The organism is Myxacorys almedinensis A (genome assembly GCF_010091945.1).
Classification (GTDB): Bacteria; Cyanobacteriota; Cyanobacteriia; order Leptolyngbyales; family Leptolyngbyaceae; genus Myxacorys; species Myxacorys almedinensis.
In genome coordinates, this window is record NZ_WVIE01000003.1 from 1 (window position 1) to 16,818 (window position 16,818).

At 50.0% G+C, this 16,818-nt stretch carries 15 protein-coding genes and 1 pseudogene; 4 read left to right on the forward strand and 12 right to left on the reverse strand.

What is annotated here, in order from left to right:
• Positions 1-324: 324 nt before the first annotated feature.
• The 7 genes from GS601_RS02895 to GS601_RS02925 all read right to left on the reverse strand — a co-directional run bounded on the left by GS601_RS02895 (position 325) and on the right by GS601_RS02925 (position 6,414).
• Complete coding sequence (locus GS601_RS02895; protein WP_162421777.1) at positions 325-1,818, reverse strand: DASH family cryptochrome; 1,494 nt, start codon at positions 1,816-1,818, stop codon at positions 325-327.
• Between the two features lie 181 nt (positions 1,819-1,999).
• Positions 2,000-2,305, reverse strand: a complete 306-nt coding sequence (locus tag GS601_RS02900; RefSeq protein ID WP_162421778.1) for a YggT family protein — start codon at positions 2,303-2,305, stop codon at positions 2,000-2,002.
• 82 nt (positions 2,306-2,387) lie between these two features.
• The gene (locus GS601_RS02905; RefSeq protein WP_162421779.1) at positions 2,388-2,726 is read right to left on the reverse strand and encodes a ssl2009 family thylakoid membrane protein; all 339 of its coding nucleotides are present in this window, start codon (positions 2,724-2,726) and stop codon (positions 2,388-2,390) included.
• A 239-nt stretch (positions 2,727-2,965) separates the two neighbouring features.
• Positions 2,966-3,940 (reverse strand): glutathione S-transferase family protein, encoded by a 975-nt coding sequence (locus GS601_RS02910; protein WP_162421780.1) that lies wholly within the window; start codon positions 3,938-3,940, stop codon positions 2,966-2,968.
• A 4-nt stretch (positions 3,941-3,944) separates the two neighbouring features.
• Positions 3,945-4,946 (reverse strand): glycosyltransferase, encoded by a 1,002-nt coding sequence (locus tag GS601_RS02915; RefSeq protein WP_162421983.1) that lies wholly within the window; start codon positions 4,944-4,946, stop codon positions 3,945-3,947.
• A gap of 97 nt (positions 4,947-5,043) precedes the next feature.
• Entirely contained in the window at positions 5,044-5,412 is a 369-nt protein-coding gene (locus tag GS601_RS02920; RefSeq protein WP_162421781.1) for a DUF2237 family protein, read from the reverse strand.
• A 372-nt stretch (positions 5,413-5,784) separates the two neighbouring features.
• Entirely contained in the window at positions 5,785-6,414 is a 630-nt protein-coding gene (locus tag GS601_RS02925; protein WP_162421782.1) for an exopolysaccharide biosynthesis protein, read from the reverse strand.
• A 286-nt stretch (positions 6,415-6,700) separates the two neighbouring features.
• Between GS601_RS02925 and dnaG the strand changes: the two genes are divergently transcribed.
• Positions 6,701-8,608 (forward strand): DNA primase, encoded by a 1,908-nt coding sequence (gene dnaG, locus GS601_RS02930; protein WP_162421783.1) that lies wholly within the window; start codon positions 6,701-6,703, stop codon positions 8,606-8,608.
• A 47-nt stretch (positions 8,609-8,655) separates the two neighbouring features.
• On the opposite strand, the gene GS601_RS02935 is transcribed toward dnaG, so the two are convergent.
• The 3 genes and pseudogenes from GS601_RS02935 to GS601_RS02940 all read right to left on the reverse strand — a co-directional run bounded on the left by GS601_RS02935 (position 8,656) and on the right by GS601_RS02940 (position 9,905).
• Positions 8,656-9,234 (reverse strand): SMI1/KNR4 family protein, encoded by a 579-nt coding sequence (locus tag GS601_RS02935; protein WP_162421784.1) that lies wholly within the window; start codon positions 9,232-9,234, stop codon positions 8,656-8,658.
• Positions 9,235-9,249: 15 nt separating this feature from the next.
• A pseudogene (locus GS601_RS22805) lies at positions 9,250-9,351 on the reverse strand (IS1/IS1595 family N-terminal zinc-binding domain-containing protein); the annotation flags it as partial.
• 53 nt (positions 9,352-9,404) lie between these two features.
• Entirely contained in the window at positions 9,405-9,905 is a 501-nt protein-coding gene (locus GS601_RS02940; protein ID WP_162421785.1) for a pentapeptide repeat-containing protein, read from the reverse strand.
• Between the two features lie 214 nt (positions 9,906-10,119).
• Here GS601_RS02940 and GS601_RS02945 point away from each other — a divergent pair, with 214 nt between their 5' ends.
• Positions 10,120-10,569, forward strand: a complete 450-nt coding sequence (locus GS601_RS02945) for a YraN family protein (protein WP_338016948.1) — start codon at positions 10,120-10,122, stop codon at positions 10,567-10,569.
• A gap of 19 nt (positions 10,570-10,588) precedes the next feature.
• Here the strand turns inward: GS601_RS02945 and GS601_RS02950 are convergent, their stop codons facing one another.
• Positions 10,589-10,978: a hypothetical protein gene (locus GS601_RS02950; protein WP_202924821.1), complete on the reverse strand. Its 390-nt coding sequence runs from the start codon at positions 10,976-10,978 to the stop codon at positions 10,589-10,591.
• A 194-nt stretch (positions 10,979-11,172) separates the two neighbouring features.
• Here GS601_RS02950 and queA point away from each other — a divergent pair, with 194 nt between their 5' ends.
• Positions 11,173-12,297: a tRNA preQ1(34) S-adenosylmethionine ribosyltransferase-isomerase QueA gene (gene queA / locus GS601_RS02955; protein WP_338016949.1), complete on the forward strand. Its 1,125-nt coding sequence runs from the start codon at positions 11,173-11,175 to the stop codon at positions 12,295-12,297.
• On the opposite strand, the gene priA is transcribed toward queA, so the two are convergent.
• Positions 12,251-14,812, reverse strand: a complete 2,562-nt coding sequence (gene priA / locus GS601_RS02960) for a primosomal protein N' (RefSeq protein ID WP_338016950.1) — start codon at positions 14,810-14,812, stop codon at positions 12,251-12,253. The two genes, queA and priA, sit on opposite strands and share 47 nt — an antisense overlap.
• Before the next feature lie 687 nt (positions 14,813-15,499).
• Between priA and GS601_RS02965 the strand changes: the two genes are divergently transcribed.
• Positions 15,500-16,711: an RpoD/SigA family RNA polymerase sigma factor gene (locus GS601_RS02965; protein ID WP_238392993.1), complete on the forward strand. Its 1,212-nt coding sequence runs from the start codon at positions 15,500-15,502 to the stop codon at positions 16,709-16,711.
• Positions 16,712-16,818 lie beyond the last annotated feature (107 nt).

A 16,818-nucleotide genomic window follows, 5' to 3' on the forward strand; every position in this document is an offset into this window, starting at 1 on the left:
GGGCATGAGATTTTAGCATTTTCAGCCTATTGGGTTTGCCCCTTTCTTGTCCAATTCTTATCCCGAACTCAGGTTAATCTACTAGCTGCGATGCCTTCGGACTTGCACACAGCGTTGCACAACGCGCGATTGCACTAGTAGTCTGTCAACGTTGAAATGAGGGACTAAGAGTGGAGGGGTTAGAGAGTCGATGGGTGGATGGGTTGCTCAGTAATCCAGCCCATCTACCCCTCCACTCATCTACCCTTCCACTCATGCACCCATCAACTTAACGTTGACAATCTACTAACAGCAGAGTTCGGATGAATGACGAGAAGGCTAACATTACTGTCTAGGCTTGGTTTTAGAGATCTCAGACAGTGGCTGGCTCTGGTTATAAATCAGTTCATTTGCCTCGGCTGATTTGAATAAGTCAACCACCGGATTAGGGTAATCCACACCTAGCCTGACGCCAAACCGAGTTTGCTCTACCTCCGTCAGTTTCCACGGCTCATGCACCTGAAAAGCAGGCACATTCGCCAACTTGGGCAGCCAATGTTTTATATAGCTCCCCTGAGGATCGTAGTCTCTCGCTTGCTTGGTGATGTTAAAAAACCGGAACCCACGGGCATCATTGCCAACGCCTGCGGTGTAGTTCCAGTTGCCCCAATTGCTGCATACGTCATAGTCGATCAGCAGCGACTCAAACCATTCGGCTCCCCAGCGCCAATCGATCCCAAGATTTTTGGTGAGAAAACTGGCAACATTTTGCCGACCGCGATTAGACATGTAGCCCGTCGCGGCGATTTCTTGCATGTTGGCATCGACTAAGGGAAATCCGGTTTTGCCAGCACGCCAGAGATCAAATCGGGTGTCGTCTTGCTTCCATGCGATCGCTCGCCCCTGCATTCCCGAAGCCCGAAAAATATCGTTCCCGTGTTTGGCGCAGATAAATCGAAAATAATCTCGCCAAAGTAGCTCAAAAATCAGCCAATAGGTCGAGTCGTTTTTAACCCGCGTTGACTCATATGCCTGCACCTCCCAGTAGATGGTGCGGGGCGATAAGCAGCCCAACGCCAGCCACGGCGAGAACTTTGAGGAATAGTCTGCACCGAGCATTCCGTTTCGCGTTTCCTTGTAAGATTTGAGGTGATCTTGCGTCCAGAAATAGTGCTTTAGCCGCGCTAATCCCTCCGTTTCCCCGCCTTTAAACCGTAAGACAGCACGGGGATCAAACTGAGGCTGCTCTACGCCCAACTCCGCTAGGGTGGGCACCTCGCCCACTTCAACTTCTGGTAACGCCTTCAACGGCGGCGGGGCAGGAAACGTTTCGTAGACTGTCGAAGCTTTCTCGACTTGTTTGCGAAAGCTGGTATAGAGTTCTGGAACATTGTTGATCTCGAAGGGCAAGTCATCGGCGTGGTAGAGGGTATGACCCCAAAACGATTGAGTGATCACGCCAATTTTGCTCAAGACTTGCTCTAAAGCAGACTCAACCGCCCGTTCCTCAGAAGTCACTTCACCATAGAAATAGACCGCCTGCACCTGCAACGCGATCGCAAGTTCGGGAATGATATCTTCTGGCAACCCGCGTCGGATAATCAGATCCCCTTTGAGCGCTCGCAAATTCTGCCGCAAATCTGCCACGCTTTCTCGTAAAAACTGCGCCCGATAGGCTCCTGTTTTAGGAAAGCCGCGAGAGGTTGTGCCAAACTGTCTTGGGTCAAAACAGTAAACGGGGATCACCGTTGCTCCCAACTGAAGCGCTTTTATCATCGGCTCGTGGTCTTGAAGCCGTAGGTCATTGCGATACCAAATCAGAATTCGCTGGTCTGCCACAGTCGCTTTCAGGGTTACGTCATCTGCGATCGTAGCGGGTTTATGAACAAAATGGCTTCATCAACGGTTCATCAATAGGTTTCTTCAAAAGAATAGAGGGCAAGCCATTTGTGTACTGCTCTGCCCTCTATTCTCTGCCATTGTCCCCTGCCGACCACTAAGAAAACTACCGTTCGTGATGTTAAGCGGCGGGATATGCCAGCACCACGCCTGCGATCGCTTGAGCGATGGAAGGCAGCACAACGCTCTGAACCAGATTCAGAGCTAAGAAGCCTAAAATAGGAGAAAAATCGATGCCGCCCAACGGTGGAATAATCGATCGAAAAAGATTCAAATAGGGGTCAGTGAGTTGGCTCAACAGCGCAAAAGGCTGCTTGTACCAATCGACGGTGGGAAACCAAGTCAGCAAAATTCTGATGATTAACAAAACGGTGTAAATGCTGATAAAGCTATTCAGGGTCGTTAGCAGCAACGCTAAAGCATCCATATTTGTACTTTCCTTTAAGTGTCTAGGGGTTTCCAGAGTTGACCATAGTTTAAGCGATTCTTTGAGAAAGTGGCGAGTGGCGCTAGGAATCTTCCGTCATCGAATTTTCCCGATCCGGATCTATCGCTCGACCGTTGACGTTTCCTAGCTGCTGCCGCACATCGTCAATGGCAGTATTGAGTTGGGCAATCTTATCTTCCAAACTCTGGCGAGCTAGCTCGATATTTTGCTCAGACGAGGCTCGTAACGTGCGCTTTCTAGCTTTTAGCGTTTTCCCCGAAGACGATTCAGACGTGAGCAACGGCTCTTCGGTTGTTTCGTCAGCAGCGCGCGTGAGCAGCGCACCCAAAACTCCGCCCACGATGCCCCCCGCGATCGCGCCTAGAAAAAACCCACTTGAAAAGTTATCTTGTTGACTCATAGCTGACCCAAGATTCTTCCTCTTATTGTATCGATTGTGGGTCACTCATTACTCTCGGAAAAAAGATTTTTGTGGGGTGTCAATCCATTTTGCCAGCCCAGTGACCTGTTTTTAGCTAGGATATCGCGAGGCAAAATGGTTCTGCCTGCTGGCTCAATCTGTCGTGGTTTGTCCGGAATTCTTTGCGCTAATCGCTCTCATGTCTTCCAGTCTCAACTTAAAGGCATCTCAGCAAACTATCAACGGCGCGGCTTGAGCAAGGTTTGAGCATCAGCACTCAGAGGAATAATTCCTCCCGGATTTAGGGGAAACAGATTTCCGTAATAGTCGCGTTTTACAGCCTCTAAATCGCAGGTATTTTCGACTCCTGGTAGGTGATATAAATGGCGTAGATAACTGCCAAGATTTGAGTAATCCTCAATGCGGCGAAGGCTGCATTTGAATAGCCCAAAATAAGCCACATCAAATCGAAATAGGGTTGTGAAAAGCCTGATGTCTGCAAGCGTTAGCGTCTCTCCACACAGGTAAGGCTGAGTGCCCAGCACCCTATCGATCTCATCTAACGTAGCAAACAGTTCACGACATGCTATTTCATACGCTTCTTGCGTTTGAGCAAACCCGCATCGATAGACTCCATTGTTTACCGCGTGATAAATCTTATCGTTCCAGATTTCAATCTTTTCGCGTAGTGATTCTGGATATAAATCTAGCTCTGGATGCGTGGAAAAATCGGTAAAATTGCCGTTTAACATTACAATGATTTCTGCACTTTCATTGTTTACGATAGAATTGGTTTTAGTGTCCCACAAAACTGGAACAGTGCATCGCCCTTTGTAATCAGATTTTGCAAGGTGATAGATTTCTGCTAATGTGCGACACCCATACTCTGGTGTGTCTAAAATCCACCCGCCTTCTACCGGGGAAGGGGAGACAAGAGAGACTGCGATCGCAGCTTCTAAGCCTTTTAGCGATCGCACAACCAACGTCCGATGTGCCCAGGGGCAACTCATGCCCACAAATAGTTTGTAGCGCCCTGACGCAGGCGGGTAGAGCGCATCGGGATCGGGGCTGATGGTGTTTCTAAACTCGCTGGCAGGGCGGGTATACTCCCCCGATGGCGATCGCGGCGCGAGGTTAGACATCATCACATGCCATAGGGTTGTCCACACAAATTTGCCCGATTGAATCACCAGTTTTGGAGGAAGTTTTGCCATGATGCTATCCGCGAGACCGGAGCTTTTTCTTTAGCTTAGCGAACAGAGTTTGCGATCGCAGGTTCAGCACTCTGATCGGGGTTAGCTCGGCAATATCTGAGGGGTGCTTTTGGGAGTGGTCAAAAAACTCATTGACTTCTTGCAAAATCACTGCAAGTCTTTTTGTAATAGCATCGGTTCGATGATGGTTTAGAACTGCATCGGGTAACGCATTCGGCGCAAAATTATCAATGCAATTTACAATACGATGCCCATCAAAATCTGTCGAATAGCCTGCGATTTTATAGCAGTTAAAGCCCGGATCTAAATAATCTGACAGCCCACCATTGACGCTTGAAAACACCTGACAGCCGCACGCGATCGCTTCCATAGGTTGCAAGCCAAACCCTTCACTCACCCCCTGCTGTGCCCAATATTCTGCTGAGTCGTAGAGATAAACTTTTGTACGATTAAATAGCGTTGAAAGACTGTCAACGTGAGTATCAATCACGCAGACACGACATCGCTGCTGCAATGCTGGAATGAGTTGATGTAATAAATAGCGCGATGATTTGCGAGTGTGAACCAACACATCGATATTGCGATCGCAATTAAAGTTGCTAAATTCATCAGAAATTTGATTGGGAAGATAATAAATCAAAGAATGGGGCGATCGCTGTCCCCAATATCCCATCGTGTTACGGCTCACTGCCATGATCGGAATCTTAGCCGAAAGCCGAAAGCCATATTCAGCACTGTGAGCATGGTACAAGACGTGGTGATGCTTTAGCCGAGCCACTAGCTTGGGCACATCAAATCCCCAACTTGCCACAAAAATCACGTCATCTAACGTGGGTTGCTGCAACACATCGTCTAAAAATAGGGTGTCGGGTTCTCGTTGCCGATAGGTGACAATTTTTGACGCACAAATCGGCTGAGCCAGAGCCAGGGTTTTTAACTCGGCAAACAATCCACCGCAGGCAAACTTTTGAGTTGTTCCTGGAAGCAAAAAATACAGCGATCGCATCTCGTCTGACCTCAACACACTGCCCACAAATCAGCTTACAACGGTAGCATCAAGAGCGCGCATTGCCACTGAACTGAGCATCATTTCCATAACGCGGCTATGGTGCGATCGCGTGCTGCTTCAACTCATCAAGCGACATATATTCAACCGCTGCTGCATGGGTCGATTCCAGCACCACCGGAGGCGCAACCCCTGCATCTAGCGCTTCCTTCCAGCGAGAGGCACACAAACACCAGCGATCTCCCGGTTTGAGTCCCGGAAAATCGAACATGGGCACGGGTGTAATCAAGTCGTTTCCCCGTACTTTGCTAAATTCTAGAAATTCTTCGGTCACTTGAGCGCACACAACATGGATTCCCACATCTCCTGCACCTGTGCTGCACACGCCATCGCGGTAGTAGCCCGTCATTGGGGATGTGCAACAGACTTCTAACGTACCGCCGAGCACATTTTTTCCTTGAGTCATGGTAGTGGTAAACCTAGGGTGATTCTCTGCTCATTCACTTTAAATCAAAGATCTAAATCAAAGATCTAAATCAAAGATCTGTCAGAGTTCGTCCTCCGCCGTTCTAAATCGTCGGCTCGTGCAGGGAGAAAAATCGGAGGAGCTTTAGTCAACTCGCGCGATCGCTCCCTGATGGGGTAGCTGGTAAATGATCTCAAAAAAGTTAGAGCATTTATCCGGATAGGCTCTGTACCTTTAGGAATAGTGGAATGGTAGATGCACCCTGATTATTCACCCTGGCTTCGGCTGGGGTTTTTTATTGGCAATTTCCCTGCTTCGCCCGCTCCCGTTTGATTTAACTCCACCCGCTTTCTAGGCGACGCCAGTGATACGTCATAACAAGCTTTTGACTGCTTCCTTAAGCCAATCATACAGACTGGTTCCTCCGACTACCAAGGCGTAAAGAATCGACAGACTGAGCGTTGCTCCCATCAGGCAAACCACCAGCCCTGCTAGGCTAATCGCGCCATCATCGTCTAGCAAGCCAAACCCTGTGACGAAAATACCCATCGCAGGCAGCGTGTTGGTTCCCGGAATCGGAATCATCATCGAAATTGCCATCAGCGCGATCGCAAGCCCCAACACCGCTCGCCCAGCGCGGCTTGTACAAACAGGCGTCAGGCGCGGCTTTGAGAAATGCTCAATGCGACGGAGCCACGGAATTCCAGACTTGACAACGCTTTGCAACCGACCCAGCGCGATCGAGTGACTCAGCACTCGTTGAGGCAGCCACGGGCTTCGAGACCCAACGATTAACTGAACTGCCAACAAAAAGATCACCACTCCAAACGGGACAGAATATCCCGGTGCGGGCACAGGCAAGGCTGACGGCAGCGACAGCAAAACCAGCAGAAACCCAAACGTCCGTTCCCCGGCAAGGCTCAGTACGTCAGACAGGGTGATCCGCTCCGAGGGCGGTTCTTCAAAGAAAAAACGATGGAGGTCTTTAGAAAGTCGAGCCATGGGGTTAGGGGTTGTAGGGGTTGGAGAGAGTTGGGCTGGGGTGGCATAATCCTACGGGATTGTAGCTCATTCTGATGGGAGAACGAATCAGCGATCGCTGAGGTTTTAGAGAGGTGCTACAGATAGCGTTAAATATGCTTAAATAGCAATATATTCGCCATTTGTAGCGTATCTTAGGAGCAGTCCTGTCCTTTACACGCTAGCGTTAAATTGCTAGATTAAAGTGTAAATGTACTAATTTGCGGCTCATGCATCGTCCTCGAACGCTCTTCACCCTCGCCCTCCTATGAATGTTCCTCGTTTGCATCCAGACACCATCGAGCAAGTCAAACAAAGAGCCGATATTGTAGATGTCGTCTCTGAGCATGTCGTGCTAAAGAAGCAAGGCAAGGATTTTGTAGGCTTGTGCCCGTTTCACGATGATAAGTCTCCGAGCTTTAGCGTTAGCCCCAGCAAACAGTTTTACTATTGCTTTAGCTGCGGAGCAGGAGGAAATGCGGTCAAATTTTTGATGGAACTGGGCAAACGCAACTTTGGCGACGTTATTTTAGAGTTAGCCAAAAAATATCAAATTTCGGTACAAACGCTTCAAGTTGAGGAACGGCAAGAACTTCAGCGGCAGCTTTCGGTGCGCGAGCAGCTTTACGAAATTCTCGCGATCGCGGCTAAATTTTATGAACACGCCCTCCATCAATCAGGTGGGCGCGCTGCGTTGACCTATCTGCGAGACGATCGCAAGCTCAGTGCTGCCACGATTGGGCAGTTTGGGTTGGGGTACGCTCCGGGGGGGTGGGAGACGCTGCACAACTATTTGGTAGAGCAAAAAAAATATCCCGTGGCGCTGGTTGAGCAAGCCGGATTGGTCGTTCCTCGAAAAACCGGAGATGGATATTACGATCGATTCCGCGATCGCTTGATCATTCCGATTCACGATCTGCAAGGGCGCGTGATTGGCTTTGGTGGTCGTACCCTGAGCAATGAGCAGCCAAAATATTTGAACTCGCCCGAAACCGAGCTATTTGATAAAGGAAAAACCTTATTTGGGTTGGACAAGGCGCGGGCTGCGATCGCAAAACGCGACCAAGCCGTCGTTGTTGAAGGTTATTTTGACGTAATCGCCCTGCATACGGCTGGGATCACTAACGCGGTTGCGTCCCTGGGAACCGCTCTCAGCATGGCTCAAGTCCGGCAACTCTTGCGCTATAGCGAATCGAAGCGCGTGGTCTTTAATTTCGACGCCGATCGCGCCGGAGTCCAAGCGGCAGAGCGCGCGATCGGGGAAGTCGCCGCCCTTGCTTATCAAGGAGAAGTACGGCTACATGTGCTCAACATTCCCGATGGCAAAGATCCCGACGATTTTCTTCAGTCTCATTCTGCCAACGACTATCAAGCCCTGCTGGACGACGCTCCCTTGTGGATCGATTGGCAAATTCAACAAGTCTTGCTGCACAAAGATTTGAAGCAGGCAGATCACTTTGAGCAGGCAGCAGTCGAGATTGTGTCTTTGCTGGGCAATCTTCCAAATCCCAACTTGAGAACTCACTACATTCAACATGCGGCTGAATTGCTCAGTCAAAATAACAGCCGACTCATGCCTCAAATTGAGGAAAACTTGCGGCTTCAGGTGCGAGGGCAACGGTGGCACGGGCGATCGCAGAAATGGCAAACTCCCGGCGATCGCACCCTGCTCGAAGAATGCGAATCTCAACTGCTGCGAATTTATCTCCAGTCTCCAGAGCATCGCTCCCTGATTACAGAAGCGTTAGAGGCTCAAGATTTAGACTTTAGCTTGTCGCACCATCGCTTCTTGTGGCGGCAAATTCAGGAGATTCAAACAGATCATCAGCCCCAAAATCTAATGGAACGACTGCGCGATCGCTGTACCGAGTTTCCCCGCGAAATGAATCAAGTCTATGCGCTGTTTGAGCTAGACGAAAAAACGCAACTCGATGTGTTGCGATCGCCTTTGGTGATTCGATCTGCTCTAGCCGGAATGGAGCAAGTCATGTGCGACAAGCGCCGTCGCCATTTTCTAGACCTATGGAAAGTCACCGATTGTGTGGCAACTCCAGAGCTAGGACAGTACTACGTTCAGAAGATGCAGGCAGAAGAACAGCGACTCAGAGAACTCGATCGCCAACGCCGCACAAATTTTGTCGATCTCGTAAAAGTTCCTCTGGAGCAGTCTATCTAATCACAAAACTGCTGAGCCACAGTACAGCTTAATTGAGTTACAAGGCATCATCCTTGTAAAGGTGATGGAATCCAGTATTCTGGACGGCGGTTGTTTTGAATCACTTCATCAAAAATTTTGATGAGCCAGTCTTCAAAAGAGTTGGCAATAATGTGTTCTGCTTGCCACTCTTCAAACATATAATCATGTTGACTGTCGAGTACTTTGTACTCTGAATCCGCATAAGTTGTGAGATCAAAACTGCAAAAATCACCTGTACAGATATAGCCTAAATAACAAAAAGCAATATACTTTTTCTCACCATCATCCTCGACATAAACTTCATCTTGCTCCTGATTAAATGGAACAATAGCACTTGTGCTTTGAATCAGAATTCCGCTATCAGCCCACCACGGCGTAGCCTGAGTAATCTCAAATCTAGGCTGATCGATGCAAAAAATATTTGCTCCATTGCTGAATTTCAAAAACTCCTTGTAGCTATCAGGCAAAATGAATCCAAGCTCTTCTTCACAGCGCTGGATTTCACCCTGAGTAGCAGGAGAATTGAATTTGAACCCTAGTTGAATGTTTTGAGCTTTTAATATTTTTTGTGCTTGCTCAATCTTTTCTGAAAGCCAGGTATACATAAGGCATTTCAAGCGATCTAGAAATTGGCGTTTACACTCTACGCAGATGTGATTCTGCTTGCCTCGGCGCTTGCCGTTCTTGCGAATATGAGTCGAGTGGCAGTCGAGACATTCCATCATGAATCACCTCAGTTCCTCTCTCTATTACGCAACGCCAAAGTTTAATCCTATTAATCGCAGAACAGCGTCTCGCGGGTATCGCGCCCTGTCGTTGGGTTTGTGCCCTTTGCGCTCTTGCAGAGGATCGCCAAAGCATCCGATCGCACCTGAACATCGGTAAAGTCTGCCCCGTCGATCGTTGCGCCGTCAAACTTGGCATTAAACGCAAATGCTCCTTCTAAAATGGCGTTCGTCAAATTAGCATCGGTTAGGCGTGCCGCATCAAGCGTGCTGTTACTTAGGTTTGCGCCTTCAAGATTAATTCGCTCTAAATTCGCTCCAAAAAAGCTCACTCCCCGAAGATCGGTATGACTAAAATTTGCGTCCCGAAGGTTTGATTTTGTAAAGCTTGAATCGGTCAACACTCGTCCTGAAAAATCTTTGCCAAGCAAAAATGCCTTGTTAAAATCTTCTGCTAAAGCAGGGGTAGCCCCCCCTCCAAAAATTCCTGCCCAGAAGAGCACCACCCCCAAAAGCTGAGCAAAACCCATCGCGATCGCACGGTGTTGCATCGGTGAAAAACAACGTTTAAGACTAGAAACTAGCGACAGGGCGCAGCAAAAAACAACGTGTCTACAACTCATTTTTTACAAGTCAAAACAGAAGGTTGATAGGAACTCATGATTCGGGAACGTTGAGGCATAACGCAACTCGATCTGGCGTAGCGAATCGATCAGATCTTTGCACTGCATGGCTCAAAACCCGTTCTTGATCGTACCTGAATCTGTGGACATCCCTGCACCTCATCACCCAACTCACGTAGGAATTTTAGGCGAAAATCTGGTTGCCGAATGGCTGCGATCGCACGACTGGCAAATTTTGCATCAGCGCTGGACATGCCGCTTTGGAGAACTCGACCTCGTTGCCCAATTGCCCAAAGAAAAATCCCTGATTGCGTTTGTAGAGGTGAAAACCCGCAGTCAGAGAAATTGGGATGGTGATGGACTGCTTGCCATTACGCCAACGAAGCAAGCCAAACTTTGGAAAACGGCACAATCATTTCTAATCAACTATCCAGATTTAGCCGCTTTGCCTTGTCGCTTTGATGTTGCGATCGTGAGATGCCGCAAAGCTTCTGCGTCAAAGCAGGGGCATAAAGACTGCTTTAGTCAGAGTGTCGCAGGCTATATTCTGACCCTGCAAACCTACATTCCGGATGCGTTCACGCACGACTAACCAAAACAACTGACCAAGACTACGCGAGGGTTTCTGGGCAGTAGCCCAACCCTTGCACAAACTGGTGGCGAAACTCCTCGATTTCAACCCGATCGGGGGTTCCATGAGACACTACCGCCACCTGATAGCGCTGCATCACCTCAACCGGAGACTGACCTGTTTCAAGTCCCCACAGCACCATCTGAATCCGAATGCCCGGCTGGTAGGGAATCCCCAGTTCTTTCATAAATGCCTGAAAATCGCCGTCTTGGTCTGTGTCGAGTTCGTGCTCCATTTTAACTCTGACTACCCAACCGTCGATTTGATGAATGACAGTCATAAAGCTGACGGGCAATTGAGTTCTATTGTGAAGAAACTCAACGATTCTCAGAGTGAGACTGGCATTCGCCAAATAGTAGAGATATTCCATAGGATCGTCCTTACCTAAGCAAATGCTACACCTCTTATCTTCGGGCGAATCTTGCTGTTCGTGTAGGGGAGAAGCCCCCGACATCCGATAGGGAACCTCACCCATTTTGAGGTTTAGTAGTTAATAGATGGCAACCTCTCTGGTTTACCCCTCCTATCTGCCAACCCTCATGATTTAATTGGGAACTGCCGCTCGTGAACGAATCTTCCGTGGATGCTGACCAGTTACTCTCTAGTTATGACTATGGTTTGCCAGAGGGGCAGATTGCTCAGTCTCCGGTCACGCCTAGAGATAGCGCACGTCTACTTGTCGTAGAAGATCAGCAGCGCCATCGCCATCAGGTTTTCCGCGATTTGCCCGATCTTCTCCGAGCTAACGATCTTTTAGTGTTGAATAACACGCGAGTGATTCCGGCGCGTCTCTATGGTCAAAAGACGACGGGCACAGCCGTCGAAATTTTGCTGTTAGAGGAGCAGCAGCGAAATCAGTGGTTGGCGTTGGTGAAGCCTGGCAGACGCCTCAAACCGGGAAGCCAGGTTATCTTTGCCGCCCATCAGCCAACCGGGATCAGCCTTAGAGCCACCGTTGTTGCCAGTGATGAGGCAACTAGAGGGCGAATTTTGCAGTTTGAGGTATCAGATGGGCGATCGCTGCTAGAAGTGGTCGATCAGTTTGGTCAAATGCCGCTGCCACCCTACATCACAGGCTCCGACTCTGAACCTGAGCAGTATCAAACGGTGTACGCCGATCGCGTCGGGGCAGTGGCGGCTCCCACCGCTGGGTTACACTTCACGCCAGAATTGTTCAATCGCCTTGATGAAAAAGGCATTCAGCGCGCCTTTGTGACCCTGCATGTCGGCGTGGGAACCTTTCGCCCGGTAGAGACCGAAGACATCCGCCACCACCAGATGCACGGGGAATGGATCGAAGTGCCCGAAGAGACGGTGGCGCAAGTTCGAGCGATTAAGGCAAATGGCGGGCGGGTCATTGCGGTGGGAACTACGGCAGTGCGATCGCTAGAAGGCGCATCTCAATCGGGGGATCTGCGATCGTACTGTGGTAAGACAAATCTGTTTATTTACCCTGGCTATCAGTGGCGCGTGGTAGATGGTCTGGTTACCAATTTCCACCTGCCCAAGTCAAGCCTGCTCATGCTGGTGAGTGGGCTGATTGGGCGAGAACGCGCCTTAGACCTTTATCAGGACGCGATCGCGCAGCATTACCGCTTTTATTCCTTTGGCGATGCGATGCTGATTTTGCCAGAAGCGCGACTCACATCAGATTCATCGGATCGACATCAATCGTCAAACTCACCGTAGAGCCACAGAGCGATCGCAAGTCTGCCAAATTCGGCACTTTAGAACCATCGTGCGATGGAAACTTCAGCAAAATCTGCCATCGATAGCGCTGAGCAACTCTGAGAATGGTCGCCGGAGCAGGACCTAAAACCGCGTATTGGGTAGACTTCGACAGTTCTACAGCGACTCGCTCTGCGGCTTTTTGCACCGCCACCGCATTCCCTCCGCTGATCCGAAAGAGCACCAGCTGTCCGTAGGGCGGATACTGCAACTCCTGTCGCTGCTTGAGTTCTGCCGCCACAAAGGGTTCATACTGCTGACGCTGCACCGCCCCAATGACGGGATGATCCGGCGAGTATGTTTGCAGAATCACTCGCCCTGGTTCTTCGCCTCGCCCTGCCCGTCCTGCTACCTGCACCAAGGTCTGAAACGCCCGCTCACTCGCTCGAAAGTCGGCGAGATTGAGCAATCCATCCGCAGAGATCACCCCAACGAGGGTGACTTGGGGGAGATCGATGCCTTTGGTCAGCATTTGGGTGCCCACTAGCAAATCAGCTTTGCGATCGCTAAATTGGGTCAGCAGCGCCCGATGGGAGCCTTTCGCCCGCGTTGTGTCGCTGTCAAACCGAATCGCCGTTAAGTCTGGAAACTGCCGCTCCAATTCTTGCATCACGCGCTGCGTCCCACTACCAAACTGCTTGAAATAAGGCGATCCGCACGAGGGGCAGTGCGGGGGTTGATTTTGAACGTGATTGCAGTAATGACAGCGCAGCCGAGGTTTGGCGTTTTCATGGGTGTGATGAAACGAGAGCGACACATCGCAGTTGGGGCACTCCATCACGTAGCCACAACTGCGGCACGACACAAAGGTGCTGTGCCCACGACGATGAATGAAGAGTAAGCCCTGTTGCTCTGTTTCTTTGAGGTGGTGGAGGGCGGTTTGGAGCGATCGGCTGAAAATCGAGCCGTTGCGATCGCGCAATTCTTGCCGCATGTCCACCACCTCAATCTTTGGCATCGGACGATTTAAAATTCGCTTTGGCAGCGATACATACTGCGATTGGGCGACTTCTTGATGGCTCGTCACCCAAGATTCTAACGATGGGGTAGCCGATCCCAAAATCAACGGACAGGCTTCTAATGTTGCCCGCCACTGGGCTACCGTTCGAGCGTGATAGCACGGTGCAGGCTGATCTTGCTTAAAACTGGAGTCATGTTCTTCATCGAGAATAATCAACCCGAGGCTTGGCAGAGGCGCAAAAATTGCCGATCGCGTCCCGATCGCGACTTGAGGTGAGCCGCTCAGCATCTGCCGCCACGTATCAAACCGCTCGCCATCCGAAAGGGCGCTATGGTAGACGCAGACTTGATCCCCAAACCTCGCCCGAAAGCGATCCGTTAGTTGCGGCGTCAAGCCAATTTCGGGAACCAACACCAACGCAGAGCGCCCTTGCTGCAAAATCGGCGCGATCGCTTGGAGATACACTTCTGTCTTGCCCGATCCCGTGACGCCATGCAGCAAAATTTGGGTAAATCCGGTCGCTTGCTGCACCTGCTGAAGGGCAGCCGCCTGATCGGCAGTGAGTGACTTTGCGCCCTCTTCACCCACCTCCGGCAGCCCCTCCGCTCGTAAAATCTCCCGTGGCTGCAAGATCAAACAGCCCTGCTGCTCTAGCTTTCTTAGCGTTGGTGTCGTCGTTCGGCACAGTTGCAGCAGGTCAGTCATCCACATCTCGCCGCCCTGCCGCTTCAGCACTTCTAAAATTTCTCGGTAACGCTCACTGAGTTGCCCTTCTGTGGAAATCAGCGTCACCGCTTGGCGCAGCTTGGGACGCATTGTTGCTGGTGGTTCTAGATAACTCTCCACCAAATTTTGCTTGAGCAACTCTTGTAAGCCACGATGCGCTCCTTGCACTTGGCGCTGCACAAACTGCCACGAATAGTCTTTTGTTTTGCTGGCTTTAAGAAGCTCTAGAATGTGCCGTGCGGCTGCCGTTAGCGGAGTCTTCTCATCGTTGAGAAACCGAATGCGCCGCTGCGATCGCGCTAACAATCCTGGCGGCAATGCCACTTTCACCACCTGCATCAGCGATGTGTGATAATACTGCGCCACCTGGTTAAGCAGCGCCCAATACGACGCTGGAAAAAACCCAGCACTCACGATCGCATCGACCGAGCGGATCTGATCGGCGGCTAACTCGGTGGGTCGGGTATCGAGCAACCGAACGGCGATCGCTCCTACCTGCTGCGTTCCAAATGGCACACTCAAAATATCACCCACCCGTACGGCTAGATCTGGCGGCAAAGCGTAGGTGTAGAGTCCTTGTGTCCCAGAACAATCGACCAGCACCTCCACCCACTGCCGATCCATCGCAGACCTGTCTATCGCACCGTCTGTGCCCAACCCTGCTCCAGGTAAGCTATTGATCAACGAGAAGTCAGACATACTGGCATTCATAGACACGCTTTCTTCGGACTTTACAGTGAGCGATCGCCTAGGGCTTGCCGTGCGATCGCAATGTTCGTTAACAAACAACTATAGAAAAACTTAAGAAAGACAATAAATGGCAAAACTCGCGGTATTCAAACCCTTAATCGAATGTATGTAAACACGCTCCATTCCTCTATTTTAGCGAGTTACCAAGGGCATAACCCAACGCACCTTCCGTGCCCTTATCAGCAAATTACCTCTGTTCACACTTCTTTTTCGGGTTTTCTCACCATTGGTAGAGATGTAAATCTGATTATGTATGAGAGGCTGTTAGGGCAGCAGACAAAAAATAAAAAAAGCTGTTTTGGCAGTTTGTTGCACGGCTTACGAAAAACTTTGCTGTCGTCGCTAGAATCTTAAGTGTTCAGTAAGGCTAGAGACATTCGCGAATTGTTCTTCTGTTTTACGGCAGAACTGACAGTTTGCCTGAGTTGGTCCTGACTCTGTTCATGATCAACGTCCAAGCTCAGCTTTTACTAGAAAACGGTTAAGAAACGTCTTCTAGGAGACGATTCAAGGCGAAGCTTAAAAACCTGCAACTTCTTTTCTCAATCATTTCAGTTTCTTTTCCGATCTTTTGTAGGCTGCTCATTTAATAGTGCTGACGCTCAAATTTCAACACTAACTTGAAGGCTAGGATCATTGATTCTGGATATACAAAAGTATTAGAAAATCTCTATCTTCTGAAATGGAAGTGCTTTGAGCAAAGCTAATCAATAATACGGCATTGATATGAACGAGCAAAGCAACAGTTCTCCCACAGAGACTCTCCCCACTCGTACTTTGGACTTTGGAGTAGACGCAGCCGATTCAAATCGGGTTGACCCTCTGCACCTAGAGCCAGACATCGATTTTGCAGACGTCCCCTCTCCTGAAGAAGGAGTAGATTTTTCCGGTCTCGATGGCATGGGCGATGATTTAGGGGGTGCAGATGAGGTCAGAGATGCGATCGACAAGATTGCGTCGGCGCGATCGGCAGGCTACAGCAAAACGGTTGCTGACGACGCCGTTGGTGCGTTTTTCAAGGAAATGGCGCGCTATCCTCTCCTCAAGCCAGATGAAGAGGTTGAGCTAGCTCGGCGGGTCAAGTACGTTGTCGAGATGGAAGAGGTGCAACGGCAACTGTTTCAGGAACTGGGGCGCACACCGACTAGAATTGAGCTAGCAGAACGGGTTGGCTTGACTGAACGGCAGCTAGAAAGCCGCCTCCATCGCAGTCGTGTGGCAAAGCGGAAGATGATTCGCTCTAATCTGCGGCTCGTGGTGTCGATCGCTAAGCGCTACCTCAATCGCGGTGTGCCCTTTCTAGATCTGATCCAAGAAGGTGCCTTGGGACTCAACCGCGCCACTGAGAAATTTGATCCCGACAAAGGTTATAAGTTTTCAACCTATGCCTACTGGTGGATTCGGCAGGGCATCACCCGAACGATCGCCAATGATGCTCGCACCATTCGGTTGCCGATTCACATTGTTGAAAAGCTCAACAAGCTGAAGAAAGCTCACCGTGAACTCAAGCGAGAACTACAACGCAATCCAACCGAGGCAGAGCTTGCCCAAGCCCTGGATTTAACGGTTGAGCAGCTTCAACACCTGCATCAAGTGCGGCGTCAATCGCTCTCGCTTAACCATCGTGTGGGCAAAGGTGAAGACACGGAATTGATGGATCTTCTAGAAGACGGAGACACCCAATCGCCTGAGTCTCAAATGAGTGAAACCATGCTCCGGCAAGAAATTTGGGATGTTTTGGGCAACGTGCTGACCCAGCGTGAGAAGGACATCATTTCGCTGCGCTACGGGCTGACTACTAGTAAGCCTTGCACCTTGGAAGAAGTGGGCGGCATGTTCAATCTTTCGCGAGAGCGAGTCCGCCAAATTCAAAGCAAGGCGATGCGAAAGCTGCGCCGCCCTCAGATTGCGGAACGATTGAAAGGCTGGTTGGGCTAGAAAAGTAGTTGCTTTTGAGATATGAGTTTTGGGTGACTTTTTGTGTGGCTCAAAACTCATATTTTTTGGGACTTGTGCTTTTTTACACAGGCTGATCTGCGGTTTTT